Annotated in this window: 16 protein-coding genes; 3 read left to right on the top strand and 13 right to left on the bottom strand. The window is 69.6% G+C overall.

From position 1 onward, the window contains the following. Window positions 1–34: 34 nt before the first annotated feature. From EBO15_RS20890 to EBO15_RS20875, 4 genes are all read right to left on the bottom strand, one after another. Window positions 35–343, bottom strand: a complete 309-nt coding sequence (locus tag EBO15_RS20890; protein WP_122196106.1) for a roadblock/LC7 domain-containing protein — start codon at window positions 341–343, stop codon at window positions 35–37. Between the two features lie 9 nt (window positions 344–352). Beyond that, complete coding sequence (locus EBO15_RS20885) at window positions 353–2,170, bottom strand: ATP-binding protein (RefSeq protein WP_158628306.1); 1,818 nt, start codon at window positions 2,168–2,170, stop codon at window positions 353–355. A gap of 253 nt (window positions 2,171–2,423) precedes the next feature. Continuing rightward, a complete protein-coding gene (locus EBO15_RS20880; protein WP_122196104.1) occupies window positions 2,424–2,894 on the bottom strand; it encodes a hypothetical protein in 471 nt (156 codons plus the stop codon). Then, window positions 2,891–3,691 (bottom strand): SAM-dependent methyltransferase, encoded by an 801-nt coding sequence (locus tag EBO15_RS20875; RefSeq protein WP_122196103.1) that lies wholly within the window; start codon window positions 3,689–3,691, stop codon window positions 2,891–2,893. The genes EBO15_RS20880 and EBO15_RS20875 overlap by 4 nt, the downstream gene beginning before the upstream one ends. Before the next feature lie 1,060 nt (window positions 3,692–4,751). On the opposite strand from EBO15_RS20875, the gene EBO15_RS20870 reads away from it, so the two are divergent. After that, a complete protein-coding gene (locus EBO15_RS20870; protein WP_122196102.1) occupies window positions 4,752–5,915 on the top strand; it encodes a helix-turn-helix transcriptional regulator in 1,164 nt (387 codons plus the stop codon). Window positions 5,916–5,926: 11 nt separating this feature from the next. Beyond that, window positions 5,927–6,643, top strand: a complete 717-nt coding sequence (locus EBO15_RS20865) for a 5-formyltetrahydrofolate cyclo-ligase (RefSeq protein WP_122196101.1) — start codon at window positions 5,927–5,929, stop codon at window positions 6,641–6,643. Window positions 6,644–6,741: 98 nt separating this feature from the next. On the opposite strand, the gene EBO15_RS44305 is transcribed toward EBO15_RS20865, so the two are convergent. Continuing rightward, on the bottom strand, window positions 6,742–6,894 hold the full coding sequence (locus tag EBO15_RS44305) for a hypothetical protein (RefSeq protein WP_158628305.1): 153 nt from the start codon (window positions 6,892–6,894) through the stop codon (window positions 6,742–6,744). On the opposite strand from EBO15_RS44305, the gene EBO15_RS20860 reads away from it, so the two are divergent. Beyond that, window positions 6,887–7,822, top strand: a complete 936-nt coding sequence (locus EBO15_RS20860; protein ID WP_158628304.1) for a TIGR03621 family F420-dependent LLM class oxidoreductase — start codon at window positions 6,887–6,889, stop codon at window positions 7,820–7,822. The genes EBO15_RS44305 and EBO15_RS20860 overlap by 8 nt on opposite strands. A gap of 26 nt (window positions 7,823–7,848) precedes the next feature. Here the strand turns inward: EBO15_RS20860 and EBO15_RS20855 are convergent, their stop codons facing one another. The 8 genes from EBO15_RS20855 to EBO15_RS20820 all read right to left on the bottom strand — a co-directional run bounded on the left by EBO15_RS20855 (window position 7,849) and on the right by EBO15_RS20820 (window position 15,853). After that, window positions 7,849–8,295 carry an NUDIX domain-containing protein gene (locus EBO15_RS20855; RefSeq protein ID WP_122196099.1) on the bottom strand — a complete coding sequence of 149 codons (447 nt, stop codon included), beginning with the start codon at window positions 8,293–8,295 and terminating at the stop codon, window positions 7,849–7,851. A 105-nt stretch (window positions 8,296–8,400) separates the two neighbouring features. Then, window positions 8,401–9,831 carry a glutamate--tRNA ligase gene (gene gltX / locus EBO15_RS20850; RefSeq protein ID WP_199744698.1) on the bottom strand — a complete coding sequence of 477 codons (1,431 nt, stop codon included), beginning with the start codon at window positions 9,829–9,831 and terminating at the stop codon, window positions 8,401–8,403. 151 nt (window positions 9,832–9,982) lie between these two features. After that, window positions 9,983–11,533 (bottom strand): hypothetical protein, encoded by a 1,551-nt coding sequence (locus EBO15_RS20845; RefSeq protein ID WP_147481588.1) that lies wholly within the window; start codon window positions 11,531–11,533, stop codon window positions 9,983–9,985. Continuing rightward, complete coding sequence (locus tag EBO15_RS20840; protein WP_122196097.1) at window positions 11,470–12,153, bottom strand: FkbM family methyltransferase; 684 nt, start codon at window positions 12,151–12,153, stop codon at window positions 11,470–11,472. The genes EBO15_RS20845 and EBO15_RS20840 overlap by 64 nt, the downstream gene beginning before the upstream one ends. After that, entirely contained in the window at window positions 12,140–12,925 is a 786-nt protein-coding gene (locus EBO15_RS20835; protein WP_122196096.1) for a phytanoyl-CoA dioxygenase family protein, read from the bottom strand. Before EBO15_RS20835 ends, EBO15_RS20840 begins: the two co-directional genes overlap by 14 nt. Window positions 12,926–12,939: 14 nt before the next feature. Further along, window positions 12,940–13,605 carry a class I SAM-dependent methyltransferase gene (locus EBO15_RS20830; RefSeq protein WP_122196095.1) on the bottom strand — a complete coding sequence of 222 codons (666 nt, stop codon included), beginning with the start codon at window positions 13,603–13,605 and terminating at the stop codon, window positions 12,940–12,942. Window positions 13,606–13,649: 44 nt separating this feature from the next. Further along, window positions 13,650–14,906 carry a methionine adenosyltransferase gene (locus tag EBO15_RS20825; protein WP_122196094.1) on the bottom strand — a complete coding sequence of 419 codons (1,257 nt, stop codon included), beginning with the start codon at window positions 14,904–14,906 and terminating at the stop codon, window positions 13,650–13,652. Next, the gene (locus tag EBO15_RS20820) at window positions 14,903–15,853 is read right to left on the bottom strand and encodes a radical SAM protein (protein WP_122196093.1); all 951 of its coding nucleotides are present in this window, start codon (window positions 15,851–15,853) and stop codon (window positions 14,903–14,905) included. Before EBO15_RS20820 ends, EBO15_RS20825 begins: the two co-directional genes overlap by 4 nt. Window positions 15,854–15,979: the final 126 nt, after the last annotated feature.

Raw genomic sequence — 15,979 nt, 5'->3', positions numbered from 1 at the left:
GGTCCGCCCGGCCCCCGCGCGCGCCCGATCCGCTTCATCTCTCCTGATGGAGGGTCGGGAACAAGAGCATCACCCCCTCCTGCCCAGGGGGCGTCGCCCATGCTCCGAACAGCGCGCAGACACCCTTGCTGAGGGAGGTCATGCCGGACACGATCGCGGCGAGCTGGTCGGCGGCGGCCGAGCCCTCGTCGTACCCCATGGCGGCCATGCGCAGGCCGTCGCCCGAGGCCAGCAGCGCCGAGACGACCTTGGGAATGGGTGTGAGGAAGTTGCTCAGCAGCGCGGCCAGGTCGGCGTCGTCGAGGACGCCCGGGGTGGGGCCGGTGACGTGGGTGAAGGTCATGACAGGTCCCTACGATTCGGTGGCGTTGTGGGAGTCGGGGGCCGGAGCGGGAGGCGGTGACCCGCCGGTGCTGTACCGGCCCCGCAAGGCACCGGCGGCGAAAGCCCCCATCGCTCCGCGCGTCGGCAGCGGCGCAGGCGTGGGCGGCGATGCGGGGGACGGTGATACGTCATCGGTCCCCGCCGCCTGCTCTGCCGTGGCGTGGGCAGCCTGCTCCCCCTGCCGGTTCAAGGCCGATTGGCGCGCCGGGCGGCGACGCGGCAGTTCCGGCAGGGCGGCCGGCTGATTGGGCGACGCGGGCGACGCCGGTGGCTGCCCGGATGGGGGCCCGGTCGATTCCGCCGCCACGGGTGCCAGCGGCAGTGGCGCGGCCGACGGTGTGGCCGTTGTGGCGCCGTTCGACTTGGCCGCTGGCGGGGCAGCGTGCCTGGGCGTTACCGGGGTGCTGGCCGGGCCGGTGTGTTGGGCGGTGTTCGGCTGCGGCCGCGGTTGCGGCAGCCTCACCAGGTTGGCGGGGAGCAGTACACGCGCTCGCGTGCCTCGCTTGGCGCCGGGCAGCAGCTCCACCTTGGCGTGGTACTTGTCGGCCAGGCATGCGACGGTGATGAGCCCGAGCTGCCCCCGCCTCACCTGCGCGGTCTTGTCGTCCGGCCCCACCTGGGCAAGCATCCGGTTCAGTTCCTTCAGGTGAGACTCGTAGATGCCCACCCCCTGGTCCTCGATGTCGATCGCCAGGCCCTCGGGCAGCGTGATCGCGTTCACCGACACGGTGGTCGAGGAGAACTTGGTGCCGTTCTCGATCAACTCGGCCAGCAGGAGCGCAAGTTCGGGGACGGCGTACCCCGCCAGCTCAACCCATGGAAGGGACGGGCCGATCGTCACTCGCTGGTAGGCGTCGACCTCCCCGGCGGCCATGCGGAGCAGCGACGCCGCCACCTCGGGGCGCTTGGACCGGCGTGCGGACCGTCCGTTGAGGACCGCCGTCCGCTCGATATGGCGTCGAATCCTGATCGTCCGCTGCTCGACACGGTAGGTGTGACGCAGGTGGGTGGGGCTTTCCCACTCGGTCTGCGCCTTGTCGACCTCGCTCAGAAGCCTGGTGATCTCACCGGCAACCCGTTTGCCGGTGAGGTCGGTGAGCTGGTGCTCCGCCTCACTGGGGGCGCCCCCGTGGGGAGTGGCCTGGTCTGCCAGGGTCTCGATGTGCGCGCTGACGGCCCCGAGTGATTCCGCCATGTTCTTGTGCAGTGCCGCGAACCCGTCCCGCATGTCCCCGGCCAGATCGGGGTGTTCGCTGAGCCTGGCGTCCCGTAGGAGGCGGGTCGCGGCGACCGACGCCGCGTGCTCGGCATCGGCCAGCAACCCCGCGATCTGCGGATCGGAGACCGCCGCGAGTGGAGGTATCGGCGGCAACTCCCCCGCGACCGCCGCAGGGATGCGTTCATCGGCCAGATGCCCCAAGGCCAGGGCCAGGTCCCCCCGAAGCCGCTCCTCGCGTTCCTCCCACGCTGGCCCTGCCTCTTCGAGCTGCTGCTGAAGCGCATGCGCCTGGCCCCGCAGGGCCTTGAGTTGCCCGGTCAGCACGCGGTTCGCCTGGAGGGTCGCCTGCTCCCGCTCGTAGGCGTACTGCTCGTGCTGCAGCCACCGCTGCCGCACGCTGTTCCGGCGCATCCCGAGCATGGCCAGCCCGGCCGCCGAAGTCGCCGCGGCCGCCAGGCTCCACCCGCCCGCCGCGGAAGGCAGCAGCCCCCCAGCCGTCACCAGGCCCGTGGTGATGATGCAGGTCGCCCAGACCGCCGGATCCCACGGGGATTCGGCGGGAGACAAACCGGCCAGCGATGATTCCCCAGGAGATGGCATGCGCGAGACCTGGTCCTGCGCCGGCGAAGGCCCCGCATGCCAGATCCCATTCACCGGCGTGGGGGCGCCCCACGGCGTGGGGTCGCTGAATGGTCGCTCGGGGAGTGAGGACACAGCAGTCTCCTGAACAACGAAGGGAAAGCGCGGCCACCAACTGAGCGCGCGCCGCGGCGTGCAACGGAAACGGGCAGAGAATGCCGGGCGGCCCGCGCAGCACCCGTCATCGAACGGGCGGACCACCCGACGGGGCGGCATAGCCGGGCGGCGAGGACCGGGACCGCCTGGTGCGGACGGCGATGTGGGCATTCAGCCGCGCCAGCATCGCCTCAGCCGCGCGGTCGACGTCCGCCCCGTCGGCCACGTCGACCCACTCGCACGTGTCCTTCTCGACCTGCCAACGCCCCCAACGCAGTACGTAAGCCGGGCCACGCGGATTCAGGCACATGAAGGTCGCATCCGCAGGCCGCACCCGCCCCACCCCCGGCCAGGTGACCTCGGACCGATAGGGCACCGACGCGGTGACGACCGCACCCACGACCGCGCCGCCCCGGACCTGCTCGGGGAACAAGGCCACCTGAAGGTTCGGAAAGCGCACCGAACCCTTACTCAGAACACGCTCGCTCAGAACACGCTCGGCCAGCGCGGCCGCGTCGTGCAGCAGCCCAGCAGGTGCCTCATGCGCATCGATCACGACAGTGGAACCTCCGGCTCGGGCGGGCAGGCGATACCACCGGCGAACAGGCCCGTCGAGGACACCTGACCGGCAGCCCCGGCGGCATGCACGCGGACACCGGCCTGCCACCCGGCGACGTCGACGAGACCGTGCTCGTCCCAGCTCCACGGTTGTACGAACCGCGTGATCACCTCGCGGGTACGCGCGACGCCGACCTCGAAGGCGTCCCGGTACCGGCGGGCGATGTCGTCGGCAGCGGGACCACTGACGGCATGACTCAACAACAGCCTGCTGCCGGGCGCGAGCGCTCCGAGCAACGGCGCCAGCACGGCCGCAGGGTCCTCGACGTAGTCGAGAACAGCCGTGGCCACCAACGCGACCGGCCGATCAAAGTCCAGAATGTGCGCGGCCCCGTCAAGGACCGCCCCGGGATCGCAGACGTCGGCTTCGACGTGGTGCGTAGCGCCCTCCGGCAGGCCGACGAGCAACGCCCGCGCGTAGATCAGCACCCGGTGGTCCTTGTCGACGTACACGACCCGCGCGTCGGGGCGGCACTCCTGCGCCACCTCGTGCACATTCCGCCGAGCCGGGAGACCGGTACCAAGGTCGAGGAACTGCCCGATCCCCAGATCCCCGGCCAAGTAGCGGATACCGGCCTCCAGGAACTCCCGGTTCTCCCAGAGCGCCTCCCGGACATACGGGTGATCGGCGACGAGCTCCTCCGCCCACCGGCGGTCCACCTCGTAGTTGTCACCGCCACCCAGGAGGTAGTCCTGCACGCTGGCGATATTCGCCTGAAGCGACTCGACGGTCATCGCGACACGTCCTGACCGTCGAGCGAGGTCGACAGCCGCGGCCCTGCCCCACCAAAGCCACCGGCCGCGTAGTCGACGCCGACGCCGGCTGCTCTGGTCCGAGGGCCGTGGCGGTTCGCGTCGTCGCGGACACCGCGCGCTTTGGAGGGCACGCCGACCGGTGGGCCAGGACGTTCCGCCGAAGATTGACTCGCGCGGGGTGTCTGCGAGGCCCGGGGGAAGCCGCACGGCCCGCCCCCAGACGGGATCGTACTGACAGGGCGGGGGTGGGCCGCGCAGCCGACTCGAGGGCCAGACCAGACATGGCCGGGCCGTGCTCGGATGACGTGACGCGCGACGGCGGACGGGCGACCTGCGTGCCGTGACGGGAGCAGCAAGGGAGAGGCGTTCCCGCCACGGCACGCAGGGGGCCTGCCACGTTGCCTGGACCCTTGCGGCCCGGGCAACGTGGCAGACCGAGGACCGACGGAGCAGTCGGCCCTGGGAGACACCGCCAGACCCGGAAGGTGGGTGAGGCCGGCGGTGGAATGGACAATGAGGCCGCTTCCAGTGCCCAAGCGGGCACCGCGGAGCGGGTCCCGTCCCGAGTTCCGTGCGGCAAGCTTCAGGCCGAGCCGGTTCCGGGGGCCGAATGTAGCGATCACTGCCGTGGTAGGGGTGTTGAGGTCCTACTCTGCGTCATGGGTCCGAGCTCCTTCGGGCCTAGGCCCCGGAGCTCCCGCCGTGTCCGCGGCGGGCCGGGGCCGTTTTGTCGTCGGCTGTTGCCGGGCCGAGTTCCCTCACGGCGAAGGACCTGGTCCTGCAGCGTTCCCGAAGCGATTTGGCGCATCGTGCCTGGTCGTTGAGCGAGACGCGACGCTTCCTGACCGCTTCTCCCCGGTTTGTCAGTGACTCGGGTCGCGGACGTTCCTGGGGACCTCTACGAAAGCGGTTCGCGTTGGGAGGCACCAGTGCAGGAATGATGCATCTATGATGCAGGAATGATGCATCTGGCCTCTTGACCTGCGCAGACTCGCCGACCAGTCTTGAGGGCTGGACTTCCCACGATGAGAGATCATTTGTGACTGCGGATCGTCGTCGGCTCGCTCATCGTCGCCGCGCGATGGGACTGACCCAGGAACAGCTCGCCGATCGAGTGGGGACAGAACGAACCACAATCGGGCGGTGGGAACGAGCCGAGACCGCCCCCTATCCGTACCAGCTGCCCCGCCTCGCTCAGGTGCTGGGGATGACCCTGGACGAGTTGGACGACCTCTTGGGCGAAGGCGAGCCCGTCGAGGAGGAAAGCAACGGCCGGCTCGACCACGCGCTCAGGAATCCCGCCGCCGTCGACCACTTCACCGTCGCTCATCTGCAACAGCGGGTGCAGCAGCTGAATGCGGCGTACGACGCGACGCCTTCGGCTCTGTTGCTCGCCGACGCGGGGCAGTGCCACGGACAGGTGACCTATCTACGGGACAACACGTCAGGTGGGCCCATCCGACGCAGCCTCGGTTCTGTCGAGGCGAGATCCGCCCTGTTCATGGGCCAGCTCGTCTGGGACGCCTCACAAAGACGCGACCACCTCAGCCCGCGCCGATACTTCCAACAAGCTGCGGAGACGGCGCGGGAGATTCATGATGTCGTTACGGAGGCGCAGGCCCAGCTGCGCATGAGCTACGTGGACTTGTACGGGGTGGGTGATCCGGCGAGCGGTCTCGTTCAAGCGAGCCGAGCTGCCCGACTGGGACGTCACGCAAGCGAGGTGCTGACCGGGCTGGCGTTGCTTCACGTTGCCGAAGCGCACGCCATGATGAAGGCGTTTGCGCCCTGCGAGAAGGCTTTGGCTGCCGCCGAGCAAGCGTTCGCCAAGGTAGGCCGGGACGACACCGCGATCGAGCACTACTCCCCCACGCAGTATGGCCGGATGGCTGGATCCTGCTACCTCTTCCTCGGAGACCCCCGGCGCGCCCAAGCCGTGTTGGAGGAGACCGAGGCCACATTGCACCCGTGGCGCAAAAGCCGGTCCATCGTCCTGGGGAACCTTGCCCTCGCCCATCTGCGGCAGAGCGATCTCGACGGAGCGACCGAACGCCTGCACCAGGCGCTTGACCTGCTCGAACAGAACCGTGGGGGTGGCGGGCTGAACGTCGCGTTCCAGGCGGGAAGGGAATTGGCCCCCTGGCGTGACGAGCCAGCAGTGCAGGATGTTCACGACAGGATGTTCGCCCTCATGACCAACTAGGAGCCTCGCCTGTGGACATCAATCAGGCAAAGACGGTGATCCGCGACAGGATCTGGGCTCTGCTGGAGAGCGAGAACGCGGTCCCCGAACCGGGTGTCCACGGCCGCATCCCCAACTTCAACGGCGCGGAACAAGCAGCCCGCCGCCTCGCGACGTTGCCGGAATGGCGCCGCGCCCAGGTGATCAAGACCGTTCCAGACCGCGCACAGGAACCCGTCCGGGCCCTGGCACTGGAAGCTGGTCGGCTGGTCTACATGGCGGTGCCCCGCCTCGCTGCCCAGCTGCCCTTCTACGAGATCGCCCCGGAGAGCCTCGGGCGCCCGGCAGCGGAAGCCGCAGCCAAGCACAACATCGTCTCCACCGCTCCCCAGGTTGGAGTGGAAGACATGCAGCCAGTGGACCTGGTGGTCTGCGGCAGTGTCGCCGTCAGCCGGAACGGCGCCCGGCTTGGCAAGGGGGCGGGCTATTCAGACATCGAGCTGGGCCTCCTGCAAGAGGCCGGGCTGCTCAGCCCCTCCACCTCGATCGTCACCACCGTGCACCGGCTCCAGGTGATCGAGGAGCCGCTCCCGGAGATGACACATGACTTCCGCGTCGACCTGATCGTCACCCCCGACGAAGTCATCCGATGCCCCGCGCACCCGCGCCCTTCGGGCATCGTGTGGGACGAACTGACCGAGGACAAGATCGCCTCGATCCCCGTCCTGGCAGCCCGCGCATCAGGCTGAGAGACGAGAACGTCCCCGCCATCGCCATGACGCTGCTGAACGGCACGCCGCTCCTGGACAGCGCCGACCACCAAGCCGCCCTCAAGAGCCTCGCCCGCTCAGGAATGAACGGCCTTTCGGCGCGTGGTGAACAGCGCGGCCGCTGCATAGGAGCCGCTCGTGATGTGTGGCTGCAGCGTTGTCAGTTCAGCCGGTTGTCTGCCTTGGTGGTGGAACTGGGTTCCGGCGTCGAGAATGAGGGTGATGTTCAAGCAGCAGGATTTCAGCCCCGTGGTGCGGTTTGGTGCAGTGCTGCGCACTGCGACGTCGCTGCGTGATTTGGTCGACCGGGCCCAGTGGCTCGAGGATGCCGGATTCGGCACTGCGCTGATGTCCGATCACTTGGCGGGTGAGCGGCTGGCTCCGATGCCTGCGCTGGCTGCTATTGCCTCGGCCACGACGCGCTTGAGGCTGGGGACGCTGGTGCTGGCCAACGACTTTCGGCATCCGGCTGTGTTGGCACGTGAGGCGTCCACGCTGGACCTGCTGTCGGGTGGCCGGTTTGAACTGGGGCTTGGGGCGGGCTGGCGCGCCGAGGAGTACCAGGCCGCTGGATTGGGGTTCGACCGCCCAGGCGTTCGGATCGACCGGTTGGCCGAGGCCGTGACGGTGATGCGGGAGTTGTGGCGTGGTGGGTCTTGTGCTTTCGGTGGCCGCTACTACCAGCTCGATGGCCTGGAGATGGCCATGCCATGTGCACGGCCAGGGCGGGCGCGACCGGACCTGTTGATCGGGGGCGGCGGCCCGCGACTCCTGCGGCTGGCGGCCCGCCACGCCGACACCGTCGCGTTCACCCGCCGCGCGAATCGAGGCGGTTCGGGTCCGTTCCCGGGCGACACCACAATGGGAGCTCTGAGGCGCAAGGTCAGCCTCGTTCACGACGCGGCTGGAGCTCGCACGGCTCAGCTGGAGCTGGCCATGTCGCTGGTGCGGATCAAGGAGTCGATCCCCGATGACCTGAACGCGGAAGCGTTTGTGTTGGGTGGAGACGTTGCTGCGATGGTGGACCAGGTGCTGCAGCGCATCGACTTGGGCGTCTCCTACTTTCTCCTGCACCGTCAAGATGACCTTGCCCGGTTCGCGCCTGTGGTCGCCGAGCTGTCGGGTGCCAGGGGGAGGCGCGCGTTCGACGCTGGATAGCGGCCGAACGCGGCGGACACGGGCGTTCATGTCGCGCTCGGCGTGGTGGCGACCTCGAGGTAGGCGACGTGGTCGGGTCGAGCCGACGCCTGGAGAAGGGCCTCAGCGAGACGATCACCGTCCAGCAGGTCAGCGTCAGGGGTGCCCCACCGCCACGCCTCGACCTCATCCGCCTGGAGGGTGATGTGCGCTTCGATGTCGGCAGGGTCGTGAACACCGCAGTCGAACACCAATGAGATCTGGTCGCCGCCGTCGTCGGGCAGCGGTGTCCATTGAACGGCGCGGAGCCGTCCGGCCGACAGGGTCAGGCCCAGTTCCTCATGGATCTCTCGCTCGCATGCCTGCCGCGGAGGCTCGCCCTGGGCGATCCCGCCGCCGGGTAGGTGCCACAGGTCGGCGCTGGTGGGACGCACGAGCAGCCAGCGGCCGTCGGTGGCCTGGATGATGGCGCGCGCCGCGTGGGTGTGGGCCACCGTGTACCTCCTTGGAACTCGTCACAGATATGTGGTTGGCGTTTCATGTCTCGCCGCGGCCATCCCTGCCAGCGAGGCTTGACCTACTGGTTCCGTTAGTGGCTCTCAGCGTGGTGAAGGGGGGTTGGCTCGGGACAGTGCGGCTGCGACGCGGTCGAGGGTTTCGGGTCGTCCCAGCAGCTGCATCGACTCGAACAGGGGCAGTCCGACGGTGCGGCCGGTCACGGCGACCCGCACGGGTGCCTGCGCCTTGCTGAGTTTGAGGCCGTGTGCCTGCCCGGCCCGCTCGATGGTGTCCTTGATGGCGTCGGCCGTCCAGTCGCCCAGCTCGCCCAAGGCACCGAGTGCGTCGGTCAGGAGTTCGACCGCGCCCGGCTTCAACGCTTTGTCCCACGATGCCGGGTCGATCTCCACGCCGGTGAACAGGAAGCCGATCATGTCGGGCAGCTCCGACAGGATCGCGATGCGGGTCTGCGCCAGTTCAGTCGCAGCGGCGAAGCGGTCACGGTCGTCGGCCCAGGTAGCACCGGCCGGGAAGTGGACGGCCAGCCAGTCGGCGGCGACGGCCGCGAACTCGGTCGCGGACATGGCACGCAGGTAGTCGCCGTTGAACGCCCGAAGCTTCTTGACGTCGAAGAACGCTGGGGCCGGGTTGACGTCGGCGATGCGGAACCGGTCAACGATCTGCTGCCAGGGGAGGATCTCACTGCCGTCCGGTGGGGCCCACCCCAGCAGCATCAGGTAGTTCCGCATCGCCTCGGGGAGGTAGCCGTCGCGGGCGAAGTCCTCCAGGGCGGCCTTGTCGCGACGTTTGGACAGCTTCTGGCGCTTGTCGTTCACCAGGATCGGCGCATGTGCCCACGTTGGCGGGGTCGCCCCCAGCGCCTCCCACAGCAGTTGCTGCTTGGGGGTGTTGGACAGGTGTTCCTCGGCGCGGATGACCAGGGTGATTCCCATCGCCATGTCGTCGACGATGTTGGCGAGCAGGAAGGTGGGGGTGCCGTCGGAGCGGGCGACGACGAAGTCTTCCAGGGCCGCATTGGGGAAGACCGGCGCGCCGCGCACCAGGTCGGTCACGACCGTTTCGCCGGTGTCGGGCGTGCGGAACCGGACGGCTCGCCCTGGCCCGGGCCCCAGGTCGCGGGTGCGGCAGTGCCCGTCGTAGCCCTTGTGCGGGTCGCCGGTGCGTTCGGCGATCTGCTCGCGGGTGCAGTCGCAGTAGTAGGCGTGCCCGCCGTCGAGCAGAGCGGCGACCGCTTCGGCGTGGCGGGCTGCATTGTCGGTCTGGAAGTAGGGGCCCTCGTACTGGGAGGAGTCCACCCCCAGCCAGGCCATCGCCTTGAGGATCCCGTCGATCCATTCGGGCTTGGAGCGTTCGGCGTCGGTGTCCTCGATCCGCAGCACCATCTGCCCCCCGGCCTGCTCGGCGGCCAGCCAGTTGTACAGCAGAGACCGCGCGTTGCCGACGTGGAACATGCCGGTAGGCGAGGGAGCGAAGCGCGTGCGGACAGTTATTGGATGGCTTGGGGTGGTCATGGGGGCAGGCTAGCGGCGGGTCCGCCGACGCTGCGGGCGAATGGCCGTGGCTGGCAAGGTGTTCGCCGATTTCGTCAAGGACATGGGGGCTCCGAGTGCTGTGCCGCCGGTGGCGCGGTGAGGAGGCCGGGCGTGCGGGGTGTGCTGGAGGTCAGGACGGGCCGATGACGCCGCGGGGGGTAGGAGGCAAGCCGAACGGCGGATCGAGCTGCCCGAAGCTGGTGCCGTACACCTGGTCGGACAGGTGGTAGACGAGCGGTGCGAGGCTGCCCCACGGGAGGTCGGGGAGCAGGGGGGCGGGTGCGTGGAGCTGGCAGTGCAGCAGCCAGCCGCGCGGGTTTCGGGTGAGAGCGATGGTCCCGGCGGAGTTCTGTGTGCCGGTGGCGGGCGATGGTTCGGCGGTGAGACCGGTCGGGGTCCATCGCAGCTGGTGGGTTCCGTGGCTGGTGGCGTCGGTGGCCGCGCCGTAGATGTCGGCGCGGGTGGCGTCCAGGACGCGGGCGGTGAGTGCGGTGAGCAGCTCGGCGAGCAGCGGAGTGGTCTGCTCGATCAGTGTCCCACTACTTGGTTGGGCATGGGTGGCGGCGCGCGCGACCAGGTTAGCGGCGTACACCGGGACCCGCACGGCCGAGTCGACGCCTTCGAACGCGGCGGTGAGACGGCCGGTGAGTTCGGTCGGCCAATACCCCTCGTCGGTTCGGATCCCGTCGATGGCGAAGCCGCCGCTGTAGCCGTGGGCGGCCAGCCAGCGCCCTGCGCGGGCGGCGACTTGATGCAGGTGGACACGCGCGGTCGTGGGTAGGTGGCGGGCGGGGACTGAGCCTCCCCACTGGAAGGTGCCGTCGGCCGGACGCGGCAGCGATAGCAGTTCCATCACCGGGAAACAGGCCACGTTCCCGCCGACGATCATGCCGTGCAGGCGGAGCGGCTGGCCGACCAGCAGCGGCATCACCCGTGCGCGCAGGTCGCGGGAGGTCAGCGGGGGGAATGTGGCGGGCAGCCGTCCGCGGCGGACCCACCAGATGTGTTCGCCGCCGACGGTGGGGGCGTGCCCGCGCCGCTGGCAGCTGACCACCACCCCCTCGCCCTGGTCGAGGGCGGCGATCTGGCTCGGCAGTGTCGGCGTCACGTCGCACACCAGCGACGGCTGACGGTCGACCCCCATCAGGTCCCACAGGCCGTCCACGAGGGTCTTGTGCTCGACCAGGTGGGCGACCGGCGGTTTGACCGCCAGGCTGCATCGACCTCCGATCGAGGTGATCTCCAGCGGGTCGGGGGCCAGCACGACGGCGTCGCCGCCGGGGTCGAAGCTGGCCAGGAGCTGATGGCCGCCCAGGGCGCGCGCCACGTCATGCTGAAGCGCCAGGTGCTCGATCGCGGTGGTGACGGTGCGCCGGCCGCCGAGGAGGCGTTCGGTGAGCGTCAGGTCGGTGAGGTCGACGGTGAGTACCTTGGCGGCTCCGGCGGACTCCAGCAGGGCACGCCAGTGCGGTTCGTCGGTGCTCTTGGTGCACAGGGCGACGACGGGCCGCCGGTTGATCAGCGTCCGCAGGAACGGCGTCAACGCACCGGCCAGCTCACCGGCCAGCGCGGTTTCGGTGTCATGACGCGTGCCGGTGCAGTGCGCGGCGGGGACGATCACCCCGGGGCCCGCGAGGCCGTCGCGGGGACCGTCGGGGGGCATGGAGGCGGGTCGCTGCACGGGGTACTCCTGACCAGGATCAGGTTGGAGGGAGTGACATGTTCCAGGTGGTAGTGCGTGCCGAGCGCGGCGCGGATGTCGGTGGTGCGGCGGCCGGGTACGCCATCGTCGTACTCGATGATCACGAAGCGGGGGCGCCACCGGTCGGGGTCGAACGATCCCCACACCTGAAGTTCGGTGCCCTCGACGTCGATGCTGAGCACGTCGATGGTGGCGATGTCGGCCTCCTGCAGGAGGGTGTCGAGCCGTACACATCGCACGGTGATGCTGCGGTAGTCGTCGCCGGTCAGGCCGATCCCCGAGTGGGTGGGGCGGGTGGTGTGCTGTCCGAAGGCGATGGTGCCGGCGTGGTCGGCGACGGCCCGGGGGTCGATCAGGCAGGTTCGGTTGGCGTGCAGCGCGGCGTGCTGGCGCGGATCGGGCTCGACCACCATGCCGCGCCAACCCCGCTTGTCCTCCAGCCACCAGGTATTGGAGCCGCGGCGCCCGTCAGCGCCGCCGACCTCCACGAACACCCCGCGTTCGGGCAGGTCGGCGCGTTGCGATAGCCACACGTCCTCGCCCCATTGCGAAACGAACGGGGCAGGCTGCTGGTAGGGGCGCGGTTCACCGGCGTTCATCGGGGGCCGCCTCCGATGTGCGGGCGTAGGCGGCGATCATTAACCGTCGGGGGTCTCCGGTGGTGTTGGGGGCGGAGGCGTGTACCAGCCGCGCGTCCCACGCGAGGACGGTCCCGGCGTTCCCGGTCAGCGGCACGGCATGTTCGTCGGGGGCCTGGTCGTCGTCGACGACCGGACCGTGAGCGGCGGTGTCGGTGAAGGCTGGGGCGCGGTGGTGGCTGCCCGGCCACACCCGCACCGGGCCGGACGCGGCAGCAACCTCGTCCAGGCATAGCGCGACGGTCACCACCGGCCCGGTGATGCCGCGTCGGGTGTAGTAGGCGGCGTCGGTGTGTTTGTGGACGGAGGGATCCAGAACCGGCAGGTCGGTGATGCTCCCGGCCTGGTAGGCGGGCACCCGCTGCTTGTAGGTGACCTTCTCGTCTATGAGGAGCGGCGCGGCGCCGAGCAGATGCGCCGCGACCTGCGCCATGGGCCCATCCGCCGCGGAACGCAGGCTGCGGCACTGCTCGGTCACGTGCTTGATCTTGAGCACGTACGCCTGCCCGTCGGCCAGCCGCCAGCATGTGACGCGCGGGTCCCGGCTGAGGCGGTCCAGTCCACCGGCGGCGACGATCGAGTCCAGCAACTCGGCGGCCTCGCCGCGCAGCGTCTCGATGTGCTCGAGCGGCAGCGGCGGCAACACCACATACCCCGACTCGGCGAACCGGACGGCGTCGGCGTTGAGTAGATCGGCCAGAGGAGTGGGAGGGGCCTTGTGGGGGTGGCTCATCGTGGTGACTCTCCCTACGTCGAGCGGGTCGCGACCGGCACGAGGAAGGCGGTGGTCGGCTTCGTCCAGTCCCGGGGGACCAGTTCCGGCGGCATGGTGTAGCTGTCGGCGTGCCAGCCGGGGAACCAGCGGTCCAGCACGCTGCGACGCTGCGAGGACAAGCGGGAGCCCGACCAGAAGAACGACCAACGGCCTCCCGGACGCAGGCACCGGGCGGCGACATGCTCGGCGAAGACCGCGAAGTCATCGTCGGCGTACCCCTCGGGCGGCCACGTGTCGTACATGATCGCGTCGTAGGCCGAGTCGGGTAGCTCGGCGAGCTGCCACGGGGCTCCGATCACCCGGTACCGAACGCGGGCGCCAAGAAGCCCGGCCAGAAGCGGGCCAGTGTGGGCGACCACTTCCGGTACCGCCTCAACAGTGGTGTAGGTCCCCACGAACCTGGGCAGCTGGGAGGCGAACACGCCCATCCCCAGGCCGATCTCCAGCACGTCCGCCGCGCGGCCGCGCGGAGTGTCGGCCGCGACAAGCGATTCGGCGTGCCGCCGCATCAGCGGGGCCTCGGCGGCGAACATCACCCGCTGATCACCGATCAGCATCCCCTGCTCGTCCACCCACACCGGCAACTGCGCCAGCCGGTCCAGGTGACGGCGATGCGCGACCGTGAACGCCTCACGCACCGTGTTCTTCGAATTCTTCGAGGGGGCGTTCTCTGGTGGGGTTGTCACCGCTGGCCGCCAGCCACGTCGTCCTGATGCTGGAACGATTCCATCGGGTCGGCGTGGGCAAACTCCTGCGCGAGCAGGGGCGCGGTCGCCATCACCTGCTCGGCGACCTTCTCCGCGCGGTCCAGCAGGCCACCCGGCAGCGGCCCGGCGATCTCGACCAGCACGTACGCCGGGTGAGTCACCGGGTGGCCGTTGCGTGCGCAGATCACCACCGTGGCGTACGCGCCCACCTCGGCGGCGATCTGTTCGGCGGCGCGCCGTGCCAGGACCGTGTAGATCTTGCCCGCGTGGTGCACCGGGTTCTTCCCCGCCGGAGCCTCGCAACTGGAGGGCCGCAGCGGTTCGATCACGCCGCTGTGCCGGTTGCCGCGCCCGACCGCTCCGATATCGCCCTTGCCCAGCGAGGAGCCGAACGGTGCCAGGTACCCACGGCCGGGCCGGTCCTTGGTGTTGAGGTTCAGCGTGAACGATCCGCCGGGCCGGTACTGGTCGACCAGCCGCTTCAGCTGGACACGGGACAGGTTCCCGACGACGGCGATGAGGTCGGCGTAGACCTTCCAGTCCCGTACCGCCCACGGATGCATCGGGACCGCGGCCGTCACGTCCAGATGGTCACCGACGCGGGTGACCATCACCTTCACGTCAGTCCCGGCACCCGGCACCACGGCCGTCAGCTCCGGCCCGGTCAAGAACCGCTCCAGCTCGACCGCGATCCGCCCAGCCGCCCCCATCGCCGAGGTGCCGGTGCAGATCACCGTGTCGTTGCACACCGAATCCTCCGCCAGCACCTGCGCCAAGTCGCTGGCGCACCGCGGCTCGTAGAACGTGGGGGCGTGGTCGGCGGCGGATCCGCTGGTGTTGGTGATGTGGAACCGCAGGTGCGGCACGATCTCCGATCCGCCCAGCGCACGCGTCAGCACATCGGTGACGGACCACTCGAACAACCCCGCCACGTCGATCGGGTCGTCTCCGACACTCGAGGTGACCTTCCCGAACAGGTGACACTGCACCGGCTCGATGACCTCGTAGCCGCCGAGCCGGACCCGCGACGCCGCGCCGGCCAGGGTGACCTTGTCGACCCAATGGTTGGGGATGTGCCCGAAGGCGGCCAGCCCGCGCCGGGCGTAGGCGGCCGAGAACGCGTCCGCGCACAGATCGGCCAGGGTGTCGGGGTGGCCGATCCCCTTGCGTTCGGCCGCGTCCCACGGTGCGGTGTCGGGGTGCTCGACCCCAGCCCGAGAGAGAATCTTCATGATCGCGCCCGCCTCGTCGAGGCGTCCCCGCCGGCGTCGTCGGCGGGCGGCGGAAGCTCGGGAGGGGAGTCCAGGTACGCCAGGCACTGCGACAGCACCAAGACCCGCCGTGCCGGGCACGGCGTCGAGGCGACGGCAGGAGTGAACGTCCCCTCGTACATGTTCCCGTAGCCGGTCGGCACCGACGCGCACCGGCGCACCTCACCGGTCACCATCACCTTGAACGAGGTCACCCCCGCCGAACACGCCTGGCCCCGGAACGACGACATGCCGTCCAGGTACGGCTTGTTGAATCGGTACTCGCCCGAGTTCGCCAGGATCACCGCCTTCTCGGCGTCGCTGTACCCCTCGGGGTAGCGGCGCTTGCCGCTTCCGTCGTCGTACACGCCCTTGAACACCTTGCAGCGCACATGGTCGACACCGGCCGCTTCCAGCGCTGCCAGGTCCTCGGCCAGCGTCGGCAGCAGCGGCGGGTACAGCACGTACAGCGCGTCGACGTCGAACCCGGCATCACGCAGCAGCCTGTAGTCCCGTCCGTACTGCTCGACCTGGAGCCCCAGCCGCCGCCGTTCGGGCGCGTGGACCGCCGCGACGATCTTCACCACCCGCGCCGGGTCGACCCTGCGCGCGAACTCTGCGACCTGCTCGCTGGCGAGGTTGGTGTTGATGCTGATGAAGTGCCGTTCGGTCAGCCCCTCGCACAGGGCCACGAAGTCGGGGAACAGGAACGGCTCACCGCCGGACAGGTGCACCAGGCAGGTGGAGCCCAGCGCGTCGAACCGGGCCACCACCAGCTCAGCGGGCGGCTCGTCCAGGTGCACGCGATTCAGCACCGTGCGGATCTGCGGGTGGCAGTACTCGCAGAAGAAGTTGCACCGGTTGGTCAGATGCCAGTCGAACTCCATGTCCCATGGGGCTGGTTGGCCGGTCATCGCCGAGACACGCATGTGGGGACTCCCCTCCTGCTCAGGGCCGGGCCGTGGCGGTTCAGCGGCTAAGGAAGTGGTCCGCGAGCGGCCAGACGCGCCCGCGGGACAGCGCCGTCGTCGTCGAGGACGACGCGCGCCGTGACA

Source organism: Actinomadura harenae (genome assembly GCF_003696215.1).
Taxonomy (GTDB): Bacteria; Actinomycetota; Actinomycetes; order Streptosporangiales; family Streptosporangiaceae; genus Spirillospora; species Spirillospora harenae.
Note: the sequence above shows the minus strand (reverse complement) of the source record. Positions and strands in the feature narration are given on the sequence as shown.

What these genes read in the sequence shown, in the direction of transcription:
- EBO15_RS20890 (WP_122196106.1), bottom strand. Translation starts at nt 343, where the DNA reads ATGACCTTCACCCACGTCACCGGCCCCACCCCGGGCGTCCTCGACGAC.
- EBO15_RS20875 (WP_122196103.1), bottom strand. Translation starts at nt 3,691, where the DNA reads ATGACCGTCGAGTCGCTTCAGGCGAATATCGCCAGCGTGCAGGACTAC.
- EBO15_RS20860 (WP_158628304.1), top strand. Translation starts at nt 6,887, where the DNA reads ATGTTCAAGCAGCAGGATTTCAGCCCCGTGGTGCGGTTTGGTGCAGTG.
- gltX (WP_199744698.1), bottom strand. Translation starts at nt 9,831, where the DNA reads ATGACCACCCCAAGCCATCCAATAACTGTCCGCACGCGCTTCGCTCCC.
- EBO15_RS20840 (WP_122196097.1), bottom strand. Translation starts at nt 12,153, where the DNA reads ATGAACGCCGGTGAACCGCGCCCCTACCAGCAGCCTGCCCCGTTCGTT.
- EBO15_RS20835 (WP_122196096.1), bottom strand. Translation starts at nt 12,925, where the DNA reads ATGAGCCACCCCCACAAGGCCCCTCCCACTCCTCTGGCCGATCTACTC.
- EBO15_RS20825 (WP_122196094.1), bottom strand. Translation starts at nt 14,906, where the DNA reads ATGAAGATTCTCTCTCGGGCTGGGGTCGAGCACCCCGACACCGCACCG.
- EBO15_RS20820 (WP_122196093.1), bottom strand. Translation starts at nt 15,853, where the DNA reads ATGCGTGTCTCGGCGATGACCGGCCAACCAGCCCCATGGGACATGGAG.